General features: G+C 57.1%; 10 protein-coding genes. 5 read left to right on the plus strand and 5 right to left on the minus strand.

Annotated features, from left to right (window positions below; genetic code table 11):
- Positions 1-11: 11 nt before the first annotated feature.
- On the plus strand, positions 12-515 hold the full coding sequence (locus ES815_RS07285; RefSeq protein WP_142487267.1) for a GNAT family N-acetyltransferase: 504 nt from the start codon (positions 12-14) through the stop codon (positions 513-515).
- An 82-nt stretch (positions 516-597) separates the two neighbouring features.
- Positions 598-1,617 carry an NAD(P)-dependent alcohol dehydrogenase gene (locus tag ES815_RS07290; RefSeq protein WP_142487268.1) on the plus strand — a complete coding sequence of 340 codons (1,020 nt, stop codon included), beginning with the start codon at positions 598-600 and terminating at the stop codon, positions 1,615-1,617.
- A gap of 44 nt (positions 1,618-1,661) precedes the next feature.
- Here ES815_RS07290 and ES815_RS07295 read toward each other — a convergent pair whose 3' ends face one another.
- Positions 1,662-3,299: a dihydroxyacetone kinase subunit DhaK gene (locus ES815_RS07295; protein ID WP_142487269.1), complete on the minus strand. Its 1,638-nt coding sequence runs from the start codon at positions 3,297-3,299 to the stop codon at positions 1,662-1,664.
- Between the two features lie 137 nt (positions 3,300-3,436).
- Between ES815_RS07295 and ES815_RS07300 the strand changes: the two genes are divergently transcribed.
- Complete coding sequence (locus tag ES815_RS07300; RefSeq protein ID WP_142487270.1) at positions 3,437-4,939, plus strand: helicase HerA-like C-terminal domain-containing protein; 1,503 nt, start codon at positions 3,437-3,439, stop codon at positions 4,937-4,939.
- Here ES815_RS07300 and ES815_RS07305 read toward each other — a convergent pair.
- Positions 4,919-5,860: a TIGR01212 family radical SAM protein gene (locus ES815_RS07305; protein WP_142490027.1), complete on the minus strand. Its 942-nt coding sequence runs from the start codon at positions 5,858-5,860 to the stop codon at positions 4,919-4,921. The genes ES815_RS07300 and ES815_RS07305 overlap by 21 nt on opposite strands.
- Before the next feature lie 683 nt (positions 5,861-6,543).
- Here ES815_RS07305 and gltB point away from each other — a divergent pair.
- Both gltB and ES815_RS07315 read left to right on the plus strand, forming a co-directional pair.
- Positions 6,544-11,004 carry a glutamate synthase large subunit gene (gene gltB, locus ES815_RS07310; protein ID WP_142487271.1) on the plus strand — a complete coding sequence of 1,487 codons (4,461 nt, stop codon included), beginning with the start codon at positions 6,544-6,546 and terminating at the stop codon, positions 11,002-11,004.
- A 9-nt stretch (positions 11,005-11,013) separates the two neighbouring features.
- On the plus strand, positions 11,014-12,432 hold the full coding sequence (locus tag ES815_RS07315; RefSeq protein WP_142487272.1) for a glutamate synthase small subunit: 1,419 nt from the start codon (positions 11,014-11,016) through the stop codon (positions 12,430-12,432).
- A 38-nt stretch (positions 12,433-12,470) separates the two neighbouring features.
- On the opposite strand, the gene ES815_RS07320 is transcribed toward ES815_RS07315, so the two are convergent.
- The 3 genes from ES815_RS07320 to ES815_RS07330 are packed head-to-tail and all read right to left on the minus strand — an operon-like array spanning position 12,471 to position 16,068.
- Positions 12,471-13,172, minus strand: a complete 702-nt coding sequence (locus ES815_RS07320) for a DUF1120 domain-containing protein (RefSeq protein ID WP_260609669.1) — start codon at positions 13,170-13,172, stop codon at positions 12,471-12,473.
- On the minus strand, positions 13,169-13,699 hold the full coding sequence (locus ES815_RS07325; protein ID WP_142487273.1) for a hypothetical protein: 531 nt from the start codon (positions 13,697-13,699) through the stop codon (positions 13,169-13,171). Before ES815_RS07325 ends, ES815_RS07320 begins: the two co-directional genes overlap by 4 nt.
- On the minus strand, positions 13,696-16,068 hold the full coding sequence (locus ES815_RS07330; RefSeq protein WP_142487274.1) for a fimbrial biogenesis usher protein: 2,373 nt from the start codon (positions 16,066-16,068) through the stop codon (positions 13,696-13,698). Before ES815_RS07330 ends, ES815_RS07325 begins: the two co-directional genes overlap by 4 nt.
- Positions 16,069-16,088 lie beyond the last annotated feature (20 nt).

Consider the following 16,088-nt stretch of genomic DNA (forward strand, 5'->3'; position numbering starts at 1 on the left):
TGAGTGAAGCTATGCATGTAAATGCCTCTGTAACGGCGCATCTGCGCCGTATCACCGCCACGGATAACCCGGCAATTGCCGGCGTTATCCGCCGGGTATCAGCCGAATACGGCCTGACGGCCGATAAAGGCTATACCGTTGCGGATCCCAATCTCGACGAACTGTATTCGGTGTACAGCCAGCCGGGGCATGCCTATTGGGTTGTTGAGCAGAACGGCCAGGTTGTGGGCGGCGGCGGCGTTGCGCCGCTCTCCTGCAGCGAGCCGGACATCTGCGAACTGCAAAAAATGTATTTCCTACCCGTCGTCCGTGGACAAGGCTTAGCAAAAAAACTGGCGTTACAGGCGCTGGATCATGCCCGCGAGCAGGGTTTTAAACGCTGCTATCTCGAAACCACTGCCTTTCTGACCGACGCCATCAGACTGTACGAACATCTCGGCTTTGAGCATATCGACCAGCCGCTGGGATGTACCGGACATGTTGATTGCGAAGTGCGGATGTTAAAAACGTTATAATTCCTTTCCTGCCCCCTTCTGTTAAGCGACTGTAAACTGAATGCTCTACACTCTCAGTTCCACACCATCAGGGGGTAATATCATGTCGAAGATAAAAAGCTACGCCGCACCGCAGGCGGGTGCAGAGCTTGAGCTGTACGAATACGATGCGGGCGAGCTGAAAGCAGAAGACGTTGAAGTTCAGGTCGATTACTGCGGGATCTGCCATTCCGATCTGTCGATGATCGACAATGAATGGGGCTTCTCGCAATACCCGCTGATTGCCGGGCACGAAGTCATTGGCCGCGTGGTGGCCCTGGGCAGTGCCGCGCAGGAAAAAGGGCTGAAGATTGGCCAGCGCGTGGGCATTGGCTGGACCGCACGCAGCTGCGGTCACTGTGACGCCTGTATCAGCGGCAACCAGATTAACTGTCTGGAAGGCGCCACGCCTACCATCCTCAATAACGGCGGTTTCGCCGACAAACTGCGCGCCGACTGGCAGTGGGTCATTCCTCTCCCTGATCAGATCGATATCGAATCCGCCGGTCCACTGCTGTGCGGCGGGATCACGGTTTTCAAACCACTGCTGATGCACCATATCACCGCCACCAGCCGCGTGGGGGTCATTGGTATCGGTGGTCTGGGCCATATTGCCATCAAGCTTCTGCATGCCATGGGCTGCGAAGTGACGGCGTTCAGTTCCAACCCGGCAAAAGAGCAAGAAGTGCTGGCGATGGGGGCTGATAAGGTGGTGAACAGCCGGGATCCTGAGCTGTTGAAAGCCCTGGCAGGTCAGTTTGATTTAATCATCAATACCGTGAACGTCGATCTCGACTGGCAGCCGTACTTTGAAGCGCTGGCCTACGGCGGCAACTTCCATACCGTCGGTGCCGTCCTGAAGCCACTGCCGGTTCCTGCGTTCACGCTGATTGGCGGCGATCGCAGCGTATCGGGTTCTGCAACAGGCACACCTTATGAGCTGCGTAAGCTGATGAAGTTTGCCGGCCGCACCAAAGTCTCTCCGACCATCGAGATGTATCCGATGTCGAAAATCAACGAAGCGCTCCAGCACGTTCGTGACGGCAAAGCCCGTTACCGCGTGGTGCTGAAAGCAGACTTTTAAGCTGTTGTTGCCCGGTAGCGCTACGCTTACCGGGCATTTAACCACTACCGCACTAACGCGCCAAACACCTCGGCCACCGCCACCGCGCCAGGATCGGCTACCCCATCGAGATTCTCCTTATTCACATAGGACGAGCGCCCCGCTCCGGCTTTGCTCATGCTTGCTGTGGCATCAGCGCCCTGCTGTGCCGCACTGACGGCGGCCTCAAGATCCCCGCTCTGCAGCGCTTCCAGCGCGGGCTGGAGTGCGTCGATCAAGGTACGATCGCCGCGATCGGCCCCGCCATAATGTTTCATTTGCGCAAGTCCGGTCAGTAAGGCATCGGGCAAGGGCTTACCGCCACGCAGCGCCTGCCCGGCGGCGGTAAAGAAGATTGACATCAACACCCCGCTCGATCCCCCCATCACCGTCGCCAGCCGCTCCCCCACCACCAGCAACAATTGCGGCAGATCGTTCAGCGGCAGGCGTTCCTCTTCAAGCCATTGCGCAATATCCCGCGCGCCTTGCGCAAAGGTCGATCCCGTATCGCCGTCCCCTACTTTCGCATCCAGGGCATTAAGGCGATTTTCCAGGGCGATTAAGCAGCCCGTGGCAGCGGCGAGATACCGCGCGACGTTTGCGTTCGCCGACGGCGTAAACTCCACGCTGTCATGCAGCGGAGTGTGCGCCAGCGTGCGCAGCGGCGCAAAGGCCACCGGCTTTTGCCAGCCCAGCGTCTCCACCGGCGCGGTAATCGCCTGCTCAAAGGCCGGATTCAGCTTCAGCAGGGATAACGAAAAGCCTTTCATGTCCAGCGAACTCACCAGCGGCGCCGGGCCAATCAACCAGGCGATCTGATCCTTCAGGGCCGAATGCGCCAGCTCTTTGGTCAGCAGTGCCATCTCCAGCGCCGAGACGCCGCCGAGGTTATTGATCAGCACGGCCAGCCGCCCAACACCTGCCTGCGCCAGCAAGGGTTTCACCAGCGTATCGATAATCGCCCTGCTGTTTTGTGTCTCGACCACCGAGGCCCCGGGCTCACCGTGGATCCCAAGCCCCAGCTCAACATGGCCTTTCCTGATACGCCCCTCTTCATCGTCGCTGCCCGGCAGGTTGCAGGTCTGCATCGCTACGCCCAGGCTCCAGAGGTTGTCGCAGGCCTGACGAGCCATGTCCCGCACCTCATTTAACGATTTCCCCTGTTCGGCGGCGTACCCGGCAATCTTATGCACCAGCGCGGTTCCGGCGATGCCGCGCGGCTGTTTGTTATCCGGGAGGGCGATATCATCGGCCACAATCACCATCTCCACTTTGAGCCCAAGGCACCTGGCTTTTTCCGCCGCGAGGCCAAAGTTGAGGCGATCCCCGGTGTAGTTTTTGACGATCAGCAGACAGCCACGATCGCCCGTCACCGCCACGATGGCATTCAGCACCGCCTCTACGCTCGGTGAAGCAAACAGATCGCCACAGACGGCAGCAGTCAGCATCCCTTTACCCACAAATCCCGCATGCGCCGGTTCATGGCCGGATCCGCCCCCCGAAATCACCGCCACGCGGCTTTTATCCCAGTCGGCGCGCACCACCACGCGGATAGCCGGATCGCTATCCAGTTTGACGAGATTGCCATGCGGGGCGGAAATGAGCATACCTTCAATGGCGTCATTAACCAGCTGTTTGCGGTCGTTAAAGAAGAATCTGGACATAGCTTTCCAATATGTTGTTTACCCTGTGTAAAAGCATAGTCCGCGTTGCGTAATGCGCCGCAAAGTCAGAAATTGACCCGCTCTTTTTACCGTCAGGTTGCCTATACTCCACGCAGGACTGAACGAGGAAGCCCATCATGAGTACACCCCTGCTGATTGCCCGGACGCTGGATAACGAACTCTATCTCCTGCCCGCAATGGCAAACCGTCATGGCCTGATTACCGGCGCTACCGGCACGGGTAAAACGGTGACGCTGCAAAAGCTGGCCGAGTCATTTTCAGGTATCGGCGTGCCGGTATTTATGGCTGACGTGAAAGGCGATCTCAGCGGTGTTGCCCGGGAGGGTGTCGGCTCAGAGAAGCTTCTTGAACGGTTGAACAATATCGGCGTCACCGACTGGCAACCGGAGAGCAATCCGGTGGTGGTCTGGGATATTTTCGGTGAAAAAGGCCATCCGGTGCGCGCTACCGTGTCCGATCTCGGCCCGCTATTGCTGGCGCGTCTGCTCGATCTGAACGAGGTACAGTCCGGCGTGCTGAACATCATCTTCCGCATTGCCGACGATCAGGGGCTACTGCTGCTCGACTTCAAGGATCTGCGGGCCATTACTCAGTACATAGGGGATAACGCCAAATCGTTTCAGAATCAGTACGGCAATATCAGCAGCGCCTCCGTGGGGGCTATCCAGCGCGGTTTGCTGACGCTGGAACAACAGGGCGCCGAACACTTCTTTGGCGAGCCTATGCTGGATATCAAAGACTGGATGCGTACCGACAGCAACGGCAAAGGCATCATCAATATCCTCAGTGCAGAGAAGCTCTACCAGATGCCGAAGCTCTACGCGGCCAGCCTGCTGTGGATGCTCTCCGATCTCTTTGAGCAACTGCCGGAAGCCGGCGACCTGGAAAAACCGAAGCTGGTCTTCTTCTTTGACGAAGCGCATCTGCTGTTCAGCGATGCGCCACAGGTGCTGCTGGATAAGATCGAGCAGGTGATCCGCCTGATCCGCTCCAAAGGGGTGGGCGTTTATTTTGTTTCGCAGAACCCGTCTGATATTCCCGACAACGTGCTGGGCCAGCTGGGCAATCGCGTCCAGCATGCGCTGCGCGCCTTTACGCCCAAAGACCAGAAGGCGGTGAAAGCCGCTGCGCAGACCATGCGCGCCAACCCCGCCTTTGATACCGAAGCGGCTATTCAGGCGCTGGGAACCGGCGAGGCGCTGATCTCCTTTCTCGATGCCAAAGGCAGCCCGTCAGTGGTGGAGCGCGCGATGGTTATCGCCCCCAACTCCCGGATGGGACCGGTCAGCGACGATGAGCGTAACGGGCTGATCAACCATTCGCCTGTCTACGGAAAGTACGAGGATCGGGTGGACAGAGAGTCTGCCTTTGAGATGCTGCAAAAAGGGGTGCAAAACAGTACGGCGCAGCAGGAGGCCCCCGCCGCGAAAGGCCAGTCCGTTGCGGTCGATGACGGGATCCTCGGCGGGTTGAAGGACATCCTGTTTGGCAGCACCGGTCCACGCGGTGGTAAACGCGACGGGGTGGTGCAAACCATGGCGAAAAGCGCGGCGCGTCAGGTGACGAATCAGATTGTACGCGGTGTGCTGGGCAGCTTATTAGGCGGACGCCGAAGATAACGCGGGCACCCAGGGTGCGCCCAGCGCCGAGCCCTGAACCCCCTGCGCGTTCAGATAGCGGTCCAGCTCCACCATCCCCGTCCAGCGGTTCTCGCACCACAGCGGTGCCAGCAGCGTTGGGCGGCGGGCGCTGGCGGAGATGCGGTGATACACCACTTCCGGCGGCGTGTGGCGGATCATCTCTCCGGCCGTCACTACATACTCGTTCAGCTCGATACCGTTCAGTCGCCCGGCCTCCCAGGCTTTAGCCATAATGCTTCCCGTCACGATATGCAGCGGGTGCAGCTTAATACCATCAAGGCCGGTCTCCACCACCTTATGCAGGGTTTCCAGGGCGTGGGATTGCCCTTCACCCGGCAGGCCGACAATCAGATGGGTACAGACCTTCAGCCCGCGTTCACGCGCCAGTCGGGTGGTACGTTGATAGCAGGCAAAATCGTGGCCGCGATTAATACGATGCAGCGTTTTATCGTGCGCGGTCTGCAAGCCCAGCTCCAGCCAGATCTCATACCCCTGCTCTTTGTATTCGCTGAGCAGATCGAGTACCGCCTCCGGCACACAGTCAGGCCGGGTGCCGACACAGAGTCCGACGATATTGGCCTGGCTCACCGCCTGTTGATACATCGAGCGCAGTACCTGTACTTCTGCCCATGTGCTGGTATAGGCCTGAAAATAGGCCAGATACTGTTTCGCCCGATTCACCAGCGCCGACTGGTGGGCAAGCTGCGCCGCAATGGACTGATGCTGCTGCGCCTCATCGGCAAACGAGGCCACATTACAGAAGGTACAGCCGCCGCGCCCGATAGTACCGTCGCGATTCGGGCAGCTAAAACCCCCGTGCAGCGACAGCTTATGAACCTTTTGCCCGTACCGGCGTGAAAGATCCCCACCAAACATATTGACTAATTTCTGTAACTGCATAATCTGATAGACTGCCCCGTTGAAAGGGGACAAGCCTGCCATTTTTAACCTCCGACGGCGATGACCTGGATCAATCGTCCCGGCGTGCTTTTATCCTTTGCATAATTAACCAGGATAATTGCAATTTCATTCATCGTCTTTCTAATTACTTTTCCTTATGTTCTGCAGGATTTTTTCATTTATATCGTCTGCGCTGAAAAACAGTGACATCATGCGGGCTTTCCCCCTGTGGTAGGATTATATCCTGCTTAAATCGCACTATTCAGCATGCTACAGCGATAATACCGCTTTCATATAGTGAGTCAGATCACACTACCTTAAAGCCCACAGGAAGGTTACAGGGATGTGAAACACGTTAAATAACTAACAAAATCAGATTGATAACCTCCCCTTAGCACATTTCTGTATAAATAAGATTGCCATTTGACCTGTGTACGGATTCCCGATAAGTTGGAAATCCGCTGGAAGCTTTCTGGATGAGCAGCCTGCTCATCATATTTATGCAGTAGTTGAGATTCCCTCTGAAGCAAGTCCTCAAACTTGTTTGACCTGTGCGAAAAGGATATTAAGAGGGCGAATGCGAGGTACGCGTATGAAACGCAAACCCCGTCGCCGCGCTCTTGCTGTGCCTGTGCGCCACGGTCCAGAGAGAAGTCCCGAAGAGCCTGGGGAGGTTCACTGATATGTTGTACGATAAATCCCTTGAGAAGGATAACTGTGGTTTCGGCCTGATCGCCCACATAGAAGGCGAACCTAGCCACAAGGTAGTGCGTACCGCTATACACGCACTGGCCCGTATGCAGCACCGTGGCGCTATCCTTGCGGATGGTAAAACCGGCGACGGTTGCGGTCTGCTGCTGCAAAAACCGGATCGTTTCTTTCGCATCGTGGCGGAAGAGCGCGGCTGGCGTTTAGCCAAAAACTACGCTGTCGGCATGCTGTTCCTGAATCAGGACGCGGAAAAAGCAGCTATCTCACGCCGCATCGTCGAAGAAGAACTTCAACGCGAAACCCTGTCTATCGTCGGCTGGCGCGAAGTGCCCACCAACGAAGGGGTACTCGGTGAAATCGCCCTCTCCTCGCTGCCTCGTATCGAGCAAATTTTTGTCAACGCGCCTGCGGGCTGGCGTCCACGTGATATGGAACGCCGCCTGTTTATCGCCCGTCGCCGCATTGAAAAACGTCTCCAGGAAGATAAAGAATTCTACGTCTGTAGCCTCTCGAACCTGGTGAACATCTATAAAGGTCTGTGTATGCCGGCTGACCTGCCGCGCTTCTACCTGGACCTGGCGGACCTGCGTCTGGAATCGGCCATTTGCCTGTTCCACCAGCGCTTCTCCACCAACACCGTACCACGCTGGCCGCTGGCTCAGCCGTTCCGCTATCTGGCGCACAACGGTGAAATCAACACCATCACCGGTAACCGCCAGTGGGCCCGCGCCCGTACCTATAAATTCCAGACCCCGCTGATCCCGGATCTGCACGATGCAGCGCCGTTCGTCAACGAAACCGGCTCTGACTCCAGCTCAATGGATAACATGCTGGAGCTGCTGCTGGCCGGCGGGATGGACATCGTTCGCGCCATGCGCCTGCTGGTTCCGCCAGCCTGGCAGAACAACCCGGATATGGATCCTGAACTGCGTTCCTTCTTCGACTTCAACTCCATGCACATGGAACCGTGGGATGGTCCGGCCGGTATCGTCATGTCCGACGGGCGCTTTGCGGCCTGTAACCTCGACCGTAACGGCCTGCGCCCGGCGCGCTACGTCATCACTAAAGACAAGCTGATCACCTGCGCCTCTGAAGTGGGGATCTGGGATTACCAGCCTGACGAAGTGGTCGAAAAAGGCCGCGTAGGGCCTGGCGAACTGATGGTGATCGACACCCGTGGCGGTCGCATTCTCCACTCCGCGGAAACCGATAACGACCTGAAAAGCCGTCATCCGTACAAAGAGTGGATGGAGAAAAACGTTCGCCGTCTGGTGCCGTTTGAAGATCTGCCGGATCAGGACGTGGGCAGCCGCGAGCTGGATGATGATACCCTCGCCAGCTACCAGAAACAGTTTAACTACAGCGCGGAAGAGCTGGACTCCGTTATCCGCGTACTGGGTGAAAATGGCCAGGAAGCGGTCGGCTCCATGGGTGACGATACCCCGTTTGCCGTGCTCTCCAGCCAGCCGCGTATCATTTACGACTACTTCCGCCAGCAGTTTGCGCAGGTAACTAACCCGCCAATCGATCCGCTGCGTGAAGCCCACGTGATGTCTCTGGCCACCAGCATCGGTCGTGAGATGAACGTCTTCTGCGAAGCCGAAGGCCAGGCCCACCGTCTGACCTTTAAATCGCCGATCCTGCTGTACTCCGATTTCAAACAGCTCACCACCATGCAAGAGGAGCACTACCGCGCCGACACGCTCGATATTACGTTCGACGCGACCGAAGCGACCCTCGAAGAGACGGTGAAGGCGCTGTGTGATAAAGCGGAACAGATGGTGCGTAACGGTACCGTTCTGCTGGTGCTGTCCGACCGCAACATTGCGAAGAACCGTCTGCCGGTGCCGGCGCCAATGGCCGTCGGTGCTATCCAGACGCGTCTGGTTGATAAGAGCCTGCGCTGCGACGCCAACATCATTGTGGAAACCGCAAGCGCACGTGACCCGCACCACTTCGCGGTGCTGCTGGGCTTCGGTGCGACGGCAATTTATCCGTACCTGGCCTACGAAACGCTGGCAAAACTGGTCGACGGCCAGGCCATCGACAAAGATTACCGTACCGTGATGCTGAACTACCGTAACGGCATCAACAAAGGCCTGTACAAGATCATGTCCAAGATGGGCATCTCGACTATCGCCTCTTACCGCTGCTCGAAGCTGTTCGAAGCTGTCGGTCTGCATGACGATGTTGCCGACCTGTGCTTCCAGGGCGTGATCAGCCGTATCGGCGGTGCGGGCTTTAGCGACTTCCAGCAGGATCTGCTGAACCTCTCCAAACGCGCCTGGCTGGCACGTAAACCGCTGGATCAGGGCGGGCAGCTGAAGTATGTCCATGGCGGCGAATACCACGCCTATAACCCGGACGTAGTGCGCACCCTGCAACAGGCCGTCCAGAGCGGCGAGTACAGCGATTATCAGCAGTATGCTGAGCTGGTGAACAACCGTCCGGCGGCCACGCTGCGCGATCTGCTGGCAGTGAACCCGGGCGATACCGCCGTCAGCATCAATGATGTTGAACCGGCGACTGAACTGTTCAAACGCTTTGATACTGCGGCGATGTCTATCGGCGCGCTGAGCCCGGAAGCCCACGAGGCGCTGGCAGAAGCGATGAACAGCATCGGCGGGAACTCCAACTCCGGCGAAGGCGGTGAAGATCCGGCGCGCTACGGCACCAACAAAGTGTCGCGCATCAAGCAGGTCGCTTCCGGTCGCTTTGGTGTGACCCCGGCGTACCTGGTTAATGCCGACGTGATTCAGATTAAAGTCGCTCAGGGTGCGAAACCGGGCGAAGGCGGTCAGTTACCGGGTGATAAAGTGACCCCGTACATCGCCAAACTGCGCTACTCGGTGCCGGGCGTGACGCTGATCTCCCCGCCGCCGCACCACGATATCTACTCTATCGAGGATCTGGCGCAGCTGATTTTCGACCTGAAACAGGTCAACCCGAAAGCGATGATCTCCGTGAAGCTGGTTTCCGAGCCGGGCGTGGGCACTATCGCTACCGGCGTGGCGAAAGCCTATGCGGATCTGATCACCATCGCCGGTTATGACGGCGGTACCGGCGCGAGCCCGCTCTCCTCCGTGAAATACGCGGGCTGTCCGTGGGAGCTGGGGCTGGTGGAAACCCAGCAGGCGCTGGTGGCTAACGGTCTGCGTCACAAGATCCGTCTGCAGGTGGATGGCGGTCTGAAAACTGGCCTCGACATCATCAAAGCGGCAATCCTCGGCGCAGAGAGCTTTGGCTTCGGTACCGGCCCGATGGTGGCGCTGGGCTGTAAATACCTGCGTATTTGTCACCTGAACAACTGCGCAACCGGTGTTGCAACCCAGGACGAGAAGCTGCGTAAGAACCACTACCATGGCCTGCCGTTCAAAGTGACCAACTACTTTGACTTCATCGCCCGCGAAACCCGCGAGCTGATGGCGCAACTGGGCGTAACGCGTCTGGTGGATCTGATTGGCCGTACCGACCTGCTGAAAGAGCTGGAAGGGTTCACGGCTAAGCAGCAGAACCTGAAGCTGTCCCGTCTGCTGGAAACGGCTGAACCACATCCGGGCAAAGCGGTGTACTGCACCGAGAACAACCCGCCGTTCGACAATGGCGTGCTGAACGCGCAGCTGTTGCAGCAGGCGAAGCCGTTTGTGGATGACAAGCAGAGCAAAACCTTCTGGTTTGATATTCGCAACACCGACCGTTCAGTAGGCGCAACGCTCTCGGGCTACATTGCGCAGACGCACGGCGACCAGGGCCTGGCAGCCGACCCGATTACGGCGCACTTCAGCGGTACCGCAGGCCAGAGCTTCGGCGTGTGGAACGCAGGCGGCGTTGAGCTGTATCTGACTGGCGATGCCAACGACTACGTCGGTAAAGGCATGGCGGGCGGTCTGCTGGCGGTGCGTCCGCCGGTCGGCTCCGCCTTCCGCAGCTGCGATGCCAGCATCATCGGCAACACCTGTCTGTACGGTGCCACCGGTGGTCGTCTGTTTGCCGCAGGGCGTGCAGGTGAACGTTTCGCGGTGCGTAACTCCGGCGCCATCACCGTGGTGGAAGGTATCGGCGATAACGGCTGTGAATACATGACCGGTGGGATTGTCTGCGTGCTGGGCAAAACCGGCGTTAACTTCGGCGCAGGTATGACCGGTGGTTTCGCCTATGTCCTGGACGAAAGCGGTGACTTCCGCAAACGCGTGAACCCGGAACTGGTGGAAGTGCTGGATGTTGAAAGCCTGGCGATCCACGAGGAGCACCTGCGTGGTTTGATCACCGAGCATGTACATCATACCGGTTCCGTGCGCGGCGAAGAGATCCTGGCCAACTGGCCGGCGTTCTCTGCGAAATTCGCGCTGGTTAAACCGAAGTCCAGCGATGTTAAAGCCCTGTTGGGTCACCGTAGTCGTAGCGCAGCAGAGCTGCGTGTGCAGGCGCAGTAAGGAATTCAGATGAGCCAGAATGTTTACCAGTTTATCGATCTGCAGCGTGTGGATCCGCCGAAGAAGCCGCTGAAGATCCGTAAAATTGAATTTGTTGAAATCTACGAGCCGTTTTCCGAAGGCCAGGCCAAAGCACAGGCAGACCGCTGCCTGTCCTGCGGCAACCCGTACTGCGAGTGGAAGTGTCCGGTCCATAACTACATCCCGAACTGGCTGAAGCTGGCCAACGAAGGGCGTATTTTCGAGGCCGCTGAGTTGTCTCACCAGACCAACACCCTGCCGGAAGTATGCGGCCGCGTGTGTCCTCAGGATCGTCTGTGTGAAGGTTCCTGTACCCTGAATGACGAGTTCGGTGCAGTGACCATTGGCAACATCGAACGCTATATCAACGATAAAGCGTTCGAGATGGGCTGGCGCCCGGACATGACCGGCGTACGTCAGACCGACAAACGCGTGGCGATCATCGGTGCAGGCCCGGCAGGCCTGGCCTGCGCCGACGTGCTGACCCGTAACGGCGTGAAGGCGGTGGTATTTGACCGTCACCCGGAAATCGGCGGTTTGCTGACCTTCGGTATCCCGGCCTTCAAGCTGGAAAAAGAGGTCATGACCCGTCGCCGTGAGATCTTCACCGGCATGGGCATTGAGTTCAAACTGAACGTGGAAGTGGGCCGCGACGTGCAGCTCGACGATCTGCTGAAGGATTACGACGCCGTGTTCCTGGGCGTCGGCACCTATCAGTCGATGCGTGGCGGGCTGGAAAACGAAGATGCCACAGGCGTGTTCGATGCCCTGCCGTTCCTGATTGCCAACACCAAGCAGATGATGGGTTACGGCGAAACCGCCGCTGAGCCGTACGTCAGCATGGAAGGTAAGCGCGTTGTAGTTCTCGGTGGCGGTGATACCGCGATGGACTGCGTGCGTACTTCCATTCGTCAGAATGCAGCACACGTTATCTGCGCCTATCGTCGTGACGAAGAGAACATGCCGGGCTCAAAACGCGAAGTGAAGAACGCGCGTGAAGAGGGTGTGGAGTTCCAGTTCAACATCCAGCCTCTGGGTATTGAAGTGAATGCCAACGGCAAAGTGAGCGGCGTAAAAGTGGCGCGCACTGAAATGGGCGCACCGGATGCGAAAGGCCGTCGTCGCGCGGAGATCGTTGCCGGTTCAGAGTATGTGATCCCGGCAGATGCGGTAGTAATGGCGTTTGGTTTCCGTCCTCACAGCATGGAGTGGCTGGCGAAGCACAGCGTCGAGCTGGACTCTCAGGGCCGCATTATCGCCCCGGAAGGCAGCGATAACGCGTTCCAGACCAGCAATCCGAAAATTTTCGCCGGTGGCGATATCGTTCGCGGTTCTGACCTGGTGGTGACCGCCATTGCCGAAGGTCGTAAAGCGGCAGACGGCATTATGAACTTCCTCGAAGTGTGATCCTCCCGGATCGACGAGCCAGGCTCGTCGATCCGCCATTACAGATAGACGATGCTGATTACCGCTTCACCATCCAGCTTGATTGTCTGGCTACTGCCCAACGCGTTTGCCACCGTAGCACTTACCTGTAACGGTATCGTGGCGGCGCTAACGGGTTGCGGATTCAGCGTCCCCTTCTGCACAAACGTATAGAAATAATCCTGTCTCGCAGGTAACGGTAGCAATTCGGTTTTTACCCAGGGTCCTTGCTGGTTTGCCGAGCCGGCCACCTCTACCGCCACGCTGCGATCGCCATCTGCCGCCATTACGTTCGTGGCATCAATCTGTACGGCATAGCTGCCGACAGGCTTGTTTTCCGCCGTCATGCCCAGGCCAAACAGTCGTGATCCCTCATTGACATACTGACCACCATTAATCTGGAAGCGTGGACCTTGCTGGCCTTTTTCATCTTTGCCCCAGGTGACCGAAGCGGCCCGTGTATCCCGCGCGGTAATAGCGACCGCCGTGGACGACTCACAGGTGAGGCTTAAGACCAGATCGCGTGTCCCAAGTTGCGTAAAGGCATTGCGGGATAAGCTCCCGGCGCTGCGGGAGTTGAAATCCACGACGCCGTTATTGCTCAGAACGGGAATACAGGCCGCAGCATCCGCGGTCAGCTCAAAATCGATACTAACGCTGTCCTTCGCGACCACAGGCACAGCAATGAAGGCCGCAAGAAGCAGGCAAATGCCACGCATCATTGCACCTCCAGGTTTATATTCAGGTTTCCGCGCCAGGTGGTGAGTTCTGTCACTGGACCGAGTTTTATCCGGGCTGCCACCAACAGTGAAACCGAGGCGTTTTTCCCGTATACCTCCTCACCGTTGCTGAACCCCAAACCCTCATTCAGCGATGCCTGTAGCGCTTCGCTGCCACCGGAACGGAGCACGGTATCTGTTCTGTGTACTGGTGCGATACGCACAGGGCGATCGTCAACATATGCATGTGAAGCGGTAATGCGCATTTCCCCTTCGCTACCCAATGAAAAGGTACCATTACGCGGCAGGTCACTGCCGAGGAACAGGCGGATACGCTGCGGTTCGCTACAGTTAACTTGTACCTGAATCTGTTTTTCCGGTAGCGTTATCCATGGCATGTTGCCCTGCTGCCGTTCTGCTGGCGTCAGGCGGCTGTAAACGATCTTTTGCTGGCTGGCGATAAGCTCACACGCCGCCCAGCTCTGGCAAGGTACTAACCCTATCGCCGCCATCAGCAAATAACGTTTCATTGGCACACTCCTTTTGCCGTTTCATAAAATACCCCCGTCTGCGCTTTTTCTGGCAGGGTCAGCGGGATGCGGCAACTGCCGGAGTCGTCTTGTGCCACCAGAACTTGCCGGGTGCTGACGTTGTTCAGGAATACCACGCCATCATCAACCGAGGTGGTGAGATAATTACCCTGTGTATCCGTAATGGCTCTGTTTTTTGGCAGTTTTTTGCCATCCTTCATAGTGACTTCGAGCAAGACGCGACGCTGGGTCACTGCCGCAAACTGAACCTTACCTACCGAGCCCCGCCCCTGGCTGAGGAAACGTGTACCGTTACCGATATCCATATTCTTAGGCAAGGTTTCGGTACTCACCTCCACGCGCGATTTTTGCCACGCATTCAGCGAAGGCAGCACCGCATAGCCGCGTTCATCCGTCCACACCGGTCCTTGTGGCGTGTCGATTTTAACGCCCGCGACGGGTTGATCCAGCGAGGCAACACCGAAGGTGTCACGTACTGGCAAGGGTGAAAACGTCACACCCTCGTCATGTGCCACGATCCCCCCCTGCAGAGAGCCAGAATAGCTACGGCGGTTTTCACTGGCCACGCTGGCATTTAGCATCAGCTGGGAATAGTGCAGATTGCTGCTTAGCCCCGCACTGATGCTGCTATCCTTCTCTTTATGGTCATACTCGGTCCCTAACGAATAAGCGTTATCGTCAGAGAGATTCCCCATGAGTGTGGATCCATAGCGGGTCGCACCGCCCTCACGGCGTGCGTAGGTGTTCATACTGTTTTTGCCCAGCGGGAAGCTGATATTGAAATAGAACAGATCGTCCTTCTTCCCCTTTCCATCACCTAACTGATGCTGCCAGTTAGCAGAAACATAGGCCGAAAACAGGTTACTGCCCCACCCTGCATTGATATAACGCGTTTTACCTGACTGGTTGCGGTTTTTCGTTTCATAGAGGCTGGCACTGAACGTTCCTGCCTTACGGGTTTGCCATTGCAATCCAACGGCATATTCATGCTGTTTTACCGTTGTTAAACCACTATCAATAAACTGCGAGAACTCCCGATAGCCTGGCGAATAGTAGCCCGTCGACGCGGTCACGCTTACGCCCAGCGCCGATGTAAGACTGGCTTCCATACGATAGCTTTGTCCCTGCCGCGCATTTTCATGATCATAGGACTGATTGATCTTAAGGCTCAGCAGGGTTGAAGCAGAGGGGGCGGTGTTAATACTGACGCCAGCAGTCTGGAAATCCTGGGCCAGGATCATCCCCAGGTTAATGTTACTGCCGGGCAGAAGCCGCCAGCCGCCCGACGCGCTCAGCACCAGCGGTTTTTTGTTGTAATCATCACTCACTTGCCCAAAGGCCAGGAACAGGCCTGCCGGTTTCCCCAGACGCTGAAGATAAAGGGAGGCGGGGATCACATAGCTATGCTGCGTGCCATCGGTCTCGACCACCGTCACGTTGAGGTCACTGGTATAGTTGCGCAGAGAAAAATCGGTGAGCGTAAAAGGCCCCACGGGAACCAGCGTCGAATAGACCAATGTACCCTGTTGGCGTACCTCCACTCGTGCCTGCGGCGTATTGGCGATCCCGCTTACTCTGACCATGTTCTCCTGTGCATCAAGGCCATGTTCCGGCGATAACGACACACCATATAAGCCAGCGCCCTCCAGCAACGCGTTATTCATAGTGACTTCACCCATTTTTGCAGTAGTGCGCAAATTGACGAAGGTACGCTGCATATAGGTCTGGCTGTTTTCGCTGTTAAATTGACCTTGCGACTGGCTTAATAGCTGATTGGTACGCAGTAGCCAGCCCGCAACATTCACCCCACCATCAAGCTGGGCCTGAGACCAGGTGGAGCTGCCGCCGCTGTATTCACTGCGGGACGACATGACCGAATAGTTCAGGACGCCCCCCGACCCCTCCATAGCAAAGTCCGTTACGGGCATGCCCTGACGGTTGATTTCATCGGGGGATACAATTAATTCAATCAACTCTTGCCCGGGATCGGCAGTTACAACGGTTTCCGGGCGAAAACTCAGATAATCGTAACACCCTTCCTGATAGTCGTCGGGGATGCGTATATGCGCATATTCCATTAATGACTTATCGAAACAGAGTTCGCCCTGCGGCTGAAAACGCGCAACCATGCGCCCTCTTTCCTGTCCGTTCACTTTCAGGGTCACGGTCGCCTGCCCGGGCATAAAGCGTGATTTCGTTGCAAAATATGCCGAAACCGCGGGGTTGATACCCAGCGATTTTAACGTTTCATTATCAAATTCGAGGGCGCCGGCTTCGATTTCTGCGGCTTTCCCTTGTCGCGCACAGATCAAGCTGACTGCGCACATGAGCAGCGTTCTTTTAAACATCCATGTTTTCCCTGAACGAC

This window comes from Leclercia adecarboxylata (genome assembly GCF_006874705.1).
Classification (GTDB): domain Bacteria; phylum Pseudomonadota; class Gammaproteobacteria; order Enterobacterales; family Enterobacteriaceae; genus Enterobacter; species Enterobacter adecarboxylatus_C.

Bases quoted from the DNA above. Each gene is read 5' to 3' on its own strand.
- ES815_RS07305 (WP_142490027.1), bottom strand. From the start codon at position 5,860: ATGCAGTTACAGAAATTAGTCAATATGTTTGGTGGGGATCTTTCACGC.
- ES815_RS07295 (WP_142487269.1), bottom strand. From the start codon at position 3,299: ATGTCCAGATTCTTCTTTAACGACCGCAAACAGCTGGTTAATGACGCC.
- gltB (WP_142487271.1), top strand. From the start codon at position 6,544: ATGTTGTACGATAAATCCCTTGAGAAGGATAACTGTGGTTTCGGCCTG.
- ES815_RS07315 (WP_142487272.1), top strand. From the start codon at position 11,014: ATGAGCCAGAATGTTTACCAGTTTATCGATCTGCAGCGTGTGGATCCG.
- ES815_RS07290 (WP_142487268.1), top strand. From the start codon at position 598: ATGTCGAAGATAAAAAGCTACGCCGCACCGCAGGCGGGTGCAGAGCTT.
- ES815_RS07300 (WP_142487270.1), top strand. From the start codon at position 3,437: ATGAGTACACCCCTGCTGATTGCCCGGACGCTGGATAACGAACTCTAT.
- ES815_RS07320 (WP_260609669.1), bottom strand. From the start codon at position 13,172: ATGATGCGTGGCATTTGCCTGCTTCTTGCGGCCTTCATTGCTGTGCCT.
- ES815_RS07325 (WP_142487273.1), bottom strand. From the start codon at position 13,699: ATGAAACGTTATTTGCTGATGGCGGCGATAGGGTTAGTACCTTGCCAG.
- ES815_RS07285 (WP_142487267.1), top strand. From the start codon at position 12: ATGCATGTAAATGCCTCTGTAACGGCGCATCTGCGCCGTATCACCGCC.
- ES815_RS07330 (WP_142487274.1), bottom strand. From the start codon at position 16,068: ATGTTTAAAAGAACGCTGCTCATGTGCGCAGTCAGCTTGATCTGTGCG.